General features: G+C 36.4%; 15 protein-coding genes and 1 pseudogene. 5 read left to right on the forward strand and 11 right to left on the reverse strand.

Annotated elements, in window-relative coordinates; translation table 11 throughout:
• The 5 genes from HMPREF0106_RS26340 to HMPREF0106_RS0125140 all read left to right on the forward strand — a co-directional run.
• The coding region (locus HMPREF0106_RS26340; RefSeq protein ID WP_139220896.1) for a transposase domain-containing protein at window positions 1-178 on the forward strand (178 nt) is incomplete at its 5' end.
• Window positions 179-242: 64 nt separating this feature from the next.
• Window positions 243-1,088 (forward strand): site-specific integrase, encoded by an 846-nt coding sequence (locus HMPREF0106_RS04570; RefSeq protein WP_009040844.1) that lies wholly within the window; start codon window positions 243-245, stop codon window positions 1,086-1,088.
• 78 nt (window positions 1,089-1,166) lie between these two features.
• Window positions 1,167-1,751 carry an AAA family ATPase gene (locus HMPREF0106_RS27540; RefSeq protein ID WP_198138560.1) on the forward strand — a complete coding sequence of 195 codons (585 nt, stop codon included), beginning with the start codon at window positions 1,167-1,169 and terminating at the stop codon, window positions 1,749-1,751.
• The gene (locus HMPREF0106_RS04565) at window positions 1,724-3,193 is read left to right on the forward strand and encodes an ATP-dependent nuclease (RefSeq protein ID WP_198138561.1); all 1,470 of its coding nucleotides are present in this window, start codon (window positions 1,724-1,726) and stop codon (window positions 3,191-3,193) included. Before HMPREF0106_RS27540 ends, HMPREF0106_RS04565 begins: the two co-directional genes overlap by 28 nt.
• On the forward strand, window positions 3,194-3,682 hold the full coding sequence (locus HMPREF0106_RS0125140; protein ID WP_032851599.1) for a hypothetical protein: 489 nt from the start codon (window positions 3,194-3,196) through the stop codon (window positions 3,680-3,682). It abuts the gene before it with no gap.
• Window positions 3,683-3,875: 193 nt separating this feature from the next.
• Here HMPREF0106_RS0125140 and HMPREF0106_RS04560 read toward each other — a convergent pair whose 3' ends face one another.
• The 11 genes and pseudogenes from HMPREF0106_RS04560 to HMPREF0106_RS0125145 form a co-directional block, all read right to left on the reverse strand.
• Window positions 3,876-4,280, reverse strand: a complete 405-nt coding sequence (locus HMPREF0106_RS04560) for a hypothetical protein (RefSeq protein WP_009040845.1) — start codon at window positions 4,278-4,280, stop codon at window positions 3,876-3,878.
• Window positions 4,277-5,197 carry a DUF5712 family protein gene (locus HMPREF0106_RS04555; protein ID WP_009040846.1) on the reverse strand — a complete coding sequence of 307 codons (921 nt, stop codon included), beginning with the start codon at window positions 5,195-5,197 and terminating at the stop codon, window positions 4,277-4,279. The genes HMPREF0106_RS04560 and HMPREF0106_RS04555 overlap by 4 nt, the downstream gene beginning before the upstream one ends.
• A 4-nt stretch (window positions 5,198-5,201) precedes the next feature.
• Complete coding sequence (locus HMPREF0106_RS04550) at window positions 5,202-5,789, reverse strand: BfmA/BtgA family mobilization protein (protein ID WP_009040847.1); 588 nt, start codon at window positions 5,787-5,789, stop codon at window positions 5,202-5,204.
• A 254-nt stretch (window positions 5,790-6,043) separates the two neighbouring features.
• Entirely contained in the window at window positions 6,044-6,394 is a 351-nt protein-coding gene (locus tag HMPREF0106_RS04545) for a helix-turn-helix domain-containing protein (RefSeq protein WP_009040848.1), read from the reverse strand.
• Window positions 6,395-6,523: 129 nt separating this feature from the next.
• A complete protein-coding gene (locus HMPREF0106_RS04540; RefSeq protein ID WP_009040849.1) occupies window positions 6,524-6,934 on the reverse strand; it encodes an RteC domain-containing protein in 411 nt (136 codons plus the stop codon).
• Window positions 6,897-7,136 (reverse strand): hypothetical protein, encoded by a 240-nt coding sequence (locus HMPREF0106_RS04535; RefSeq protein WP_009040850.1) that lies wholly within the window; start codon window positions 7,134-7,136, stop codon window positions 6,897-6,899. Before HMPREF0106_RS04535 ends, HMPREF0106_RS04540 begins: the two co-directional genes overlap by 38 nt.
• A 163-nt stretch (window positions 7,137-7,299) precedes the next feature.
• Window positions 7,300-7,731, reverse strand: a complete 432-nt coding sequence (locus tag HMPREF0106_RS04530) for a GNAT family N-acetyltransferase (protein ID WP_009040851.1) — start codon at window positions 7,729-7,731, stop codon at window positions 7,300-7,302.
• Between the two features lie 27 nt (window positions 7,732-7,758).
• Window positions 7,759-8,520: a class I SAM-dependent methyltransferase gene (locus HMPREF0106_RS04525; protein WP_009040852.1), complete on the reverse strand. Its 762-nt coding sequence runs from the start codon at window positions 8,518-8,520 to the stop codon at window positions 7,759-7,761.
• Window positions 8,521-8,525: 5 nt separating this feature from the next.
• Window positions 8,526-9,089: a GNAT family N-acetyltransferase gene (locus HMPREF0106_RS04520; protein ID WP_009040853.1), complete on the reverse strand. Its 564-nt coding sequence runs from the start codon at window positions 9,087-9,089 to the stop codon at window positions 8,526-8,528.
• Window positions 9,090-9,170: 81 nt separating this feature from the next.
• Window positions 9,171-9,740: a Crp/Fnr family transcriptional regulator gene (locus HMPREF0106_RS04515; protein ID WP_009040854.1), complete on the reverse strand. Its 570-nt coding sequence runs from the start codon at window positions 9,738-9,740 to the stop codon at window positions 9,171-9,173.
• A 183-nt stretch (window positions 9,741-9,923) separates the two neighbouring features.
• Window positions 9,924-10,184: pseudogene (locus HMPREF0106_RS0125145) on the reverse strand (IS5/IS1182 family transposase); the annotation flags it as partial.

Genomic DNA, 10,184 nt, shown 5'->3' on the forward strand with positions numbered 1-10,184 from the left:
CGGTTCACATGAAGCGGCACATGCAGCGGCAATATTCTTTTCACTGATGGGATGTTGCAGGGAAAATAAGGTGAACCCAAAACTATGGATGCAGGACGTGTTGATTAGGGTACAGGAGAATGAAAGAGAAAAGAAAAACGACTACGCCGATTTACTGCCATTTAATTGGAAAGGATAAACAAGAAAGATAAATAAAGTCAAAAGCCAGACATGCTTCGTTTGGCTTTTGACTTTATTATAGCTTGGAGAGAAATACGGGCGAGGCCGAATGCTTACAATACGGGGTAGCGGATATTCCGTTTACCCAAATTGATTTTGATTTTATAGAATCGTATGTTTACTATCTAAAAGTCAATTTGCAATTAAGCGCAAGCACAACCAACAATACAATAAAACCATTGCGCAAGGTTGTAATGAGAGCCTTAAACAAAGGTTTGATGCATCAAGACCCGTTCTTTGGCTATCGTCCCCAGCGGATAACCATTACACGGAAATGGCTATCTATGGATGAGATAGAACGGTTGATGCAAACAGATATGAAACATGAGAGTGCTAATTTTATCCGTGATATGTTTTTATTCTCGACATTCACGGGGCTTGCTTACGTGGATTTAAAGAACTTACGGCATGATAATATTGTATGGCAAAAAGATGGCAAACAATGGATTGTCTTAAATCGTCAAAAGACCGGAACAACTTCGTACATTCCCCTACTTGATATTCCATTGCGTCTTATTGAGAAATACCGGAATACGGCTTTTGCCGGGCTTGATGGAAAGGTCTTTAGGTTGTGCACAATAGAAAACGCTGATATTCAGTTGAAAAAGATAGCCAAAGCAGCCAATATCGAGAAACGGCTGACCTACCACATGGCAAGACACAGCTATGCAACCCTTTGTCTTTCAATGGGTGTTCCAATAGAAACGATTAGCCAAACATTAGGACACCGAAGCATTTCCACTACTCAAATCTATGCGGATATAACCCGTACCAAAATCAATGAGGATATGACGAACCTTGCGGAACGGATTGAAAACCTTTACGAATTGCCAAAATATGGTGCATCTAAGGAGGTTGGTAAAGAATGATCTTATAAATAGTCTAGGTTAGAATTCACAAATTCAATCTATTTTATTAATTTTGCAATATATATAAAATCAATTACCATGAGACTGAAAAGTGCACGAATTCAAAATTATAGAAGTATAAAAGATACAGGGTTATTTCAAGTGGAAAATTTGAAAACGATATTTGTTGGTCCAAACGAATCTGGAAAAACTGTTATATTGCAAGCATTGCAACAATTAAACCAGCCTAGTGATGTTGCTGAATTTGATGAGCTTAGAGATTATCCTCGTTCATTATATAATGATATTACAACTAAAAAGGTTAAATCAGAGGATGTAGAAGTAGTAAGAGGCTATTTCGAACTAGAAGATGCAGATAAGGAATTACTCCCACCTGAGTACAGTGAATGTATTTATGTTAAATATAAGATGTTGAATAATAAACGCTATCACACTCTAGAAAATGCACCTAAAGAAGTTACTTATGGTGATATTAAGAATGATCTTAATAGATTGTGTGCTCATATCTCAAAGCAATTTAATATTGATAATCCTTCCTCTACTGAAAAAGATCCTACACAGGCATTACAATTAAGTATTGGAAACTGGAATGATTATTCAAAAATAGACGCAGAGAAGGCAAAAGAATTAAAAGGGTGGCTAGAAAAAATTATAGTTATATAGATGAAGACAATCAAAAAGAAGAAGAGAGGTATAACAAACTTCATAATCAAATAGCTTTCAATGGAAAAAGAGATGAAGTTCTAAAAATTTTATCTCAAAGAACACCTGTGTTTGTCTTGTTCAATAATTATTTCAAAGTTAAACCATTAATTCATTTACAGCATCTTGCCGATAGGATTGATTCCAATGTTCTTGACAATGACAAGTATTATGACTATGGGAATACATGTTTACTGAAATTGTTGGGATTTTCTGCTAGAGAACTTTCAAATATTGGTGCAACGGCAAGTCCCTCTCAAAATAATTCAGAAGCATTAAAAGCTTATAGAGATAAATTAGACAGGCGTTCGTATCAATTGGATGCAGCTAGTGTAAGATTGACTAATGAAATAAAGCGAATATGGAATCCAGATCCTAAAAGACCAGAAGCGGATAAGTTAGTAATTTCTGCTGATGGTCAATATTTAAAAGTAGTTGTTGAAGATAATATTGGAGTAAAAATTGAGTTAGATCAAAGGTCTGAAGGTTTCCAGTGGTTGGTGTCTTTTTATGTTGTGTTTTTTGCAGAAGCTATGGATAAACATAAAAATGCCATATTACTTTTGGATGAACCCGGTATGAGTCTACATGGTTTAAAACAGAGGGAATTTAGAGAAACGATTTCAAGACTTGCAGAAAATAATCAAACAATATACACAACTCATTCACCTTTCCTTGTTGGTCCGAATGAACTGGATCTAGTGCGTGTTGTTGAATTAAAAGATAGAGAAGAGGGAACAAAGGTACATACTACAATATCTTCAAGTGATCCAGCAGGCTTATTACCATTACAAGAAGCACTCGGTTACGACTTAGCCCAAAGTTTATTTACTCAGCAGAAAAATCTAGTACTTGAAGGGATAACAGACTATTGGTATTTAGAATCAACGGCACAACTTTTGCGTGAAGCGGCAATAAAGGATGCAATTCTTGATGAAAAGACAGCGTTAATATTTGCAAATTCAGCAGGGAAGGTTGTTTATTATGCGACTATTTTGCATGCTCAAAAGATGAAAGTTGCGGCATTACTAGATTCGGATGCGGCAGGAGATCAGGCAGCACAACAAGAACATCTTGTACATGCACTAGGAAATAAAAATATTCTAAGAACAAAGGATTTTTGTCCAAATATCCTCAAACCGGAAATAGAGGATTTGCTGAGAGATACATTAATTACGATTGTTAAAGATGATTTCGGAGTAGATGTTAAGTCAATATCAGAAACATACCCTACTCGTCCTATAGTTGATATTTTCACAAAAGAAATTTCTGGATTTTCTAAATATAAATTGGCTAAATCTTATGTAAGATGGACTAGAAATAATAATGCAAATGCGCTCAATAGCGATGAGATAAGAGCTTGGAGTAAGCTAATTCAAACAATTAATAAAGCACTGAAATAAATGAAAAGTGAGATATTTACACCGTCAATCATAGCAGCATTGACATCTTTGATTATATCCGTAATTACATTATTTCAATTTTTTCGTTCTCAATCAAACTTACAAAAACAGTTTGATAGAAATTTAAACAGAAATCTTACTTCTAAATTATATGATTTACGTATAAATAGCTATCCAAAAGCTTTTGAAATAACAGATAAAATACACAAATTAAAAGGGGGTGGCTATGATCCTGAAATAATGAAAGAAGTATTAATTGAATTAATAGAATGGAAAAAAGGCGTCGTTGGTTTAATAATATCGATTGAGGCACTTGAAAGTTTTATAGAGTTAAGAGATGTGTTGATGAAAAACCCAGAGACACAAAACGCCTATTCAAAAACTCAGATTGAAAATATTTCATGTCGAGTTAAAGAATTCAGAAAGCAATTGAGACGTGACATTGGGTTCCTTTTTAGAGAAGAAAAAGAGCGAAGATCTAAAGTCTAAGTTACCAACTTTCCTTTTTTTCTCTGATAAACATTTCCTATATGGAGAGAATAAATAAGGCAACACTTTTGATAAATTTACTCTTTTGAGGAACGAAAAAGGAAGAAATTTATCAAAACCCGTAGGGCTTGGTGTTGCCGTTTTAGACTCGGAATATACCTTTGTGTTCAGAGAAAGAAAGGATTAATTAAGATTACTCCATTGAAAAATAAGATATTAGTTTGGTTATAGCTATTGCGAAGTTTTCACCATCTATGGAATAAAAGCCTAATTTCTCGGCTAACCTACTACTTTTAATATTGGCACATTCAATGCCGATATGGTTAAAACCGTACTTTCGGGCTATTCCTGTCAGAAATCGGATAAAGTGCGTTCCGTGCCCTATCCGTTCTTTTGAGAAACCCAATCGGGCAATAATCAGGCAATCAGGGGGAAATCGGCTTTCACTTCTCCTGATGCGCAAATACAAATCTACCCGGCTGTTTCTCCGGGTAGTGACAATATTATCCATTGTTAGCCGTACAAGCGATTTACGATACCTGAACCATTCCATTAGGTAGCTGTCTATTTCGGCTCTTAGTTCTTCATACTCAATCATCGCCTTATTCCTCTTTTCTTTTTCTTCTTGCGTTTCTGTGCCTGTAATTCTTCTATTGGTGCAGCATTGTTATTATTGCCATCTCCCAATGAGAAAATAGACAAAAAAGAATCACTCCTATTATTGTATTGCTGATTGTTAGAGTGCCTATTTCCTTCCTTGTTGTCAAGGTTGCAAGAAACATTGTTTTCTTTTTCACTGGATTGGAATACTTCTCTTTTCTTTTCGCCAGTAAAATTTTGATTTTGTAATTCAAGTTGTTCCGAAATAGAACCGTTTTTCATCGTGTTGTGATAGTCAAACGATTCGGATAATTGGCGGTTGTAGCCAAACAGCTTATCAAAGCCTTGTTCCGCTTGTTGGAACAGGTTCACACGGTCAAAACCACCTTTTATTACTCCGTTCTTGGTGTTCTTGTGGTTGGTAAGCGGTGATAACTTCTTTTTGTTAGCTTGGTCTTTTCGGCTCACAATCAAATGACAGTGCATATTCAGTTCGTTATTGGAACGGCTACGGTCAAAATGTATCTTCCCGTAAAACTTTATATCCGCTTCGGATAGTCCTTTGTTGAAGTTCTTGGCATATTCAGGAATAAACACTTCCCGAACATACCGTTTCATAGCTTCGGCTTGTTTCTGTTCTGTATTACCCATCGCTTGAAGTTCCTTTTCCGATGGGCTGACATGGATAGCGAAAAACTTAGCATCGGTTTTTAGGAGTTGCCCGATATTAGTATCTATATCTTTTATAACCTTTGATTTATAGATATTATCCTTTGTCAGATTGAAAAAGCCATCAGTATAGATTCCTTTCTCCATCCGTTCCAAGTCTTCATGTTCCATGTATGAAGCTAATTGGCGGCTACTTCCTGCATTATTATATGTTCCTCCCGATGGTGGGGCAAAATCTATGTGCATGGCTCTATTTTGTATCTATCAGATTAATGATTTCCGCTTTTAGATTCTCTTTCCGTTTGCCGTCCATCACGCCACAAGTTGATAACTCCGAATAAAGTTGTATCAGTTGAAGCAGTTTTTTATAATCCCGTTGGTGTATCTGATACAGGGCGTTGAGTTGTTTCCCCTGCTGGTTGATTACATCGGCATGTTTGCCGAACTGCTCACTTACTTTTTGTAATACGGCTGTTTGCTTCCCCTCGCTGGATTTTAGCCACGAAAGAATAAGTGTTTCTAATGTTTTACCGATAGTATCAAACCGAACTGCGATAGAATTGGCAGTTCGTATCATGGGGTTCAGTTGTTCTTCCTCGTAGTGTCGGATGAAGCGGATAATATCGTCTTGCCGTTTGTTTATTTTCGCCAGTTCTGATTTTACGGATTCCGGTGCTTCCGATGGGTTGATACACGCTTTATCAATATAGACAAATGCCCAACGGACTATTTCACCTTTTTTCAGCGAATAGCGTTTGCAGAGCTTATCTATTAGCTTTCCCGTCTGTCGGTCTATTCCGATGGTAGTAAGCGTGGATATATTATTGGTTTTATCCATGATTATAACTTTTTTATAAGGAAAATGAGATTCATTCAATTGATTATAAGCGGAATACATTTTTAGCTTATAATCACTGTTATAAACGGTTACGAACGTAACCAATTAAAGCCGAAGGCTTTGCCCCGCAGGGCAAGAGGGAAGAACAGGACTTGTCCAGTTCCCTCTTGCTTCATTTAGCGAAATGAGCCGAGCCACAGGGCGAGGCGGTTTCTGCTAAATGGGGAGGGATGGCACTGCATCAGGCGGTAACATTACCCACCTTGTTTTGCAGTGGTTTGCTTATCCAGTTGATTCTCCTTCTTAAACCGTTCATAGGTCTTACTATCGGCATTTTCTTGAATAAAAGCCCGGATGTCGGCTGCACGATAATAGGTCTTGTGGCTTATCGTAAAATAAGGAAGTTTGCCACTTGCCCGATACCGTTGCAAGGTTCGGAAAGATACTTTTAGCAGGAAAGCCAAATCCTGATTGTCGAGTATCTTATCATTCTCGTCCAGTACGTTGTCGGTATTGATAAGCGATTTCAGGTCTTGTCCGATTTCGGAGAGCTTCTTCGATAGCCGTTCCATCCACTTGTCGAAGTTTTCGTTGTCTATATACATTTTGCTTCATTTTTTAGTTCAACATTATTGTTTTCAATCGATTGATGAAGCAAAATTCGGCAAACGAGCGCAAATAAGTTAGGGGAGTAGATATACTACACCCCTAATAATTCTTGATAAGTCGCTGATTTATAGATAGCCTTTCTTCTTACTTTCTTCAATAATGGCTTTGCGAAGTATATCCAAAAACTCGGTTCGTTTATTGGCTTTACGGCAAATTACATTATCGTGCTTTTTGTGGATGTCACCCAATTTGATATTGAAAAGATATTCAAAAGCTCGTCCGATTTCGGTTAGTGGTGATTCTGTCCCGTTGTGGGTAACCACCCGTTTGGATAGGAATAGCCCACTAACCATTTCCATGATTTCAACGAGGTTGGTTTCATCAGTGAGATAAAGCGGTGAAAGTGGAAAGCTGTTTTTTCGATTTTGAAACTGAATCGGATATTTGATACGCATATTAAGTATGCGGATTTCTGTATTTATAACTTCTATTGCTTCATCAACAAGCAATAACAAAGCATTTTTCCCCCTGCTCAAACTGCACCCGATGCGATTTGAGCCTGTTTAATCCAAAAGAGAAATAGCGTAACAATACGGCATAGTCCTGTTCACTTATAGCAATGCTTGCCAATTGATTGGCAAGTTCTTGCAATGCAGCCGTAAAATCATTTACAACAAATCCTTTCTGTGAGTATTCTGACAATAGTCGGAAAAATCTCAAATCTGATAAGTCTTTCATAATTGATACATTTATAAATTCGTAATATGGTATTTTGGGAATGTGCCTATATTTGCCATATAAATCTTTAAGACTTATTTTTGTGCGCAAAGGTAGAGACTGAAAACAACAAAAGCCTTGAAAAAATTCAAGACTTTCACTGACAGCTCTAATAGAATGAATTTTATACTTTATTCATTGGGGTATATTTTAATCCATCTGTTTCCTGTTCTTCAGAAGTTTTTGAAAAGCCTAAACTTTCATAGAACTTCACAGCGTATGACGATGAATTGACAGTTATCTGCATTTGAGGTTGATCGGCATAGGCAGAACCAAATAATTGTCTACCAATACCTCTGCGATGAAACTTTGGGTGTATGAAGAATAATGAGATATGAGAACCTCCGTTCTTAGTTCCAATAATGCCAATAAGAGTTTCATTGTCAAATGCCCCGAATATGCAAAGTTCATTCATTAGCTCATCATTATGAATAAAACTCTTGAATGTTTGTAGCCCATTTACATCAAAATCGGCACTTCCACACTCAATAAATACATTGAGTGCCAAATCGATTGCCTTTCCGTATTCGGAATTATTTAGTTGTCGAATATTCATGATTTATCTTATTATTAAAAACTAATATCACTCATTTAGACTCAAAACATATATCTGTTTCTCCGATTCATTACTAAAAGTCTCTTCTCCAAACCCTCCAAATTTGTGGATAATATTAAATCCTGCCTGTTTCAAATATGAATCCAACTCTTGTGGGAAAAACAATCGCATATCAAGATTTTGAATTGAATGGAACTCGCTGTTTATAGAGTAGTGCCACTCAATACGGTTTATTTGGGTTGCACTCTCATAACGCATTGTCTGTTTTATCAAGATGTTCCGACCATCGTCCGTTTTATATTCAGCAATTACAGTTTGCCCCTTTTCGTTCTCGACAATATACTGAATGTTGGGATTAAAGCAATCAAATAGAAACAAGCCTCCGTCTTTAAGATGTCTTTTTACACTCTCTAACGCCTTGAACAAATCTTCGTTTCTGTATAAATGGTGGATGGAGTTAAACGGAATAAAGATAAAGTCGAATTGCTCTTGCAAGTCAAGTGTTCTAATATCTGCCTCAATAAAATTAATTTCCAGCCCTGTTTTAATAGCTTTCGCCTGCGCTCGTTCGAGCATTGACGAGGTGTAATCTACCCCGCAAATATTATATCCCTCCTGTGCAATTGGAATCGTAAGCCTACCCGTACCACAGCAGAGTTCAAGTATGCGAGCATCTTTATTAGTTAGCAACCACTTTTTATAGAATTGCAAATCAGAGAGAGAGGTATTTAACCCATCATATATATTTGCGTCATAAATCAGTTCGCCAACTTTGTAATCTGTAGTCATTACCATTACCTCTTATTTGTATATTTATCATTATTAACCCATTCTGTTTTAAGTTTCGCATAAATTATATCATCCACCCATTCTTCATGCAGGTAGTAACTTTTTTTAAAATGGGCTTCTTTTCTAAATCCTAGCCGTTCTATTAACCGGATAGAAGCTGAATTTCTCGGATCGATTGAGGCTATAACCCGATGTTTATTCAAAGTTCCAAATAGGAAATCTACCATTCCATTTAATGCTTCTGTGGCATATCCTTGCCTTTTATAATCTTTATGCATTGTACATCCTATTTCAGCCTGCATATTTTCGTGATTGGTAAAGATAATCCCCATATCACCAATCAACTTTTTTTCATCAGTATAAATAATGGCAAACTGAAAACATATATTTGCAACATCCATTGTCTGTGGCATATTGCTAATATAATCACGGACTTCTTCGACAGAATCAGGAAACCATCCCTGATATTTATTTTCCTCTAAGTCAGAACGGTAAGAAAAAATACTTTCTGCATCTTCCGATTCAGCGAGCCGTATGGTTAACCTTTGGGTTTTAATGGGGTATTTCATATATATTTTAACTATCTCTATTATGAAAAAGGCAAAGTTCTATAATTTAGAGCGGAAAATCCTTGAATTATTTCAAGAGTTTCATTTTTGCAGTAATTTTCTTCGGATATGGCTTACTGTTTCAGGGGTAACATTAAGAAAGGATGCAATATTCTTCAGAGGAACTATTGATTTTAAGTCTGGACAACGTTTCATCAACTTTACATAGCGTTGTTCGGGCGTATCACAGTAAAAATCCAATAAGCGTTTATATATCATCTCAAATAATGCCTCTGCTGCTAATCTTCCAAAACGTTGAGCATCTATATCATTCTCATAATATTCGAGCAAGTCTTTATAGGGTAGCACATAAATTGTACAATCAGTTAGTGCTATTATATTAACCAACGACTGCCCTCGTTTTACAAGAGAAGAGTAATCACAGACAAATTCATTTTCAAAAGAATATCCAACAATGTGTTCACAACCATCATCGCCAATGCACGTATAATGAAATACACCCCTTTTAACCCATGCTACATATCGGGACGTTTCATGTTGTCGCACAAAATATTCCCGTTTTTTTAATATGTGTTGCTCTCCATTCTCTTTTATTAGATCTATTATCGGATTATAATCAAGTTGCTCTATATATAAATTGAAATTAGCCATATAACTATCTTGTTTTCAACAAAGATACGCATAAATGGAGTAATATTTATTAAGAATGATTATCTTTGTGGTAGAGTTATTTGAAACAATGGAAAAACACAGCAGACTAAAGAAGTTCGCTCGTTTCTATATCGTTACCCATTGTTATACTCTTCTTCTTCAAAAATCTATTATTCAATAGATTACAATCACATTTCTTGTTTCAGCGAACACACCTTTATAAAAGTTGCGTCCTAAACGAAAGTCTGATTTCAAATGCCCGATAGTCGGCTCTATTCCTGCACGCTTGCAGAATAGCTTATGTTTCTTCTTGCGTGTGTAATAACTGTCTTTCCTGTTTGGAACATCGGGTATCAGTATCCCGGTGCCGCCCACCTCTTTCTTTCCTCTGTACCCCCTGTCCCCGGCCAACTTCCTGATCTTCTTTCCGGTAATGCGTTCCAC

The sequence above is a fragment of the Bacteroides sp. D22 genome (genome assembly GCF_000163675.1).
Classification (GTDB): Bacteria; Bacteroidota; Bacteroidia; order Bacteroidales; family Bacteroidaceae; genus Bacteroides; species Bacteroides xylanisolvens.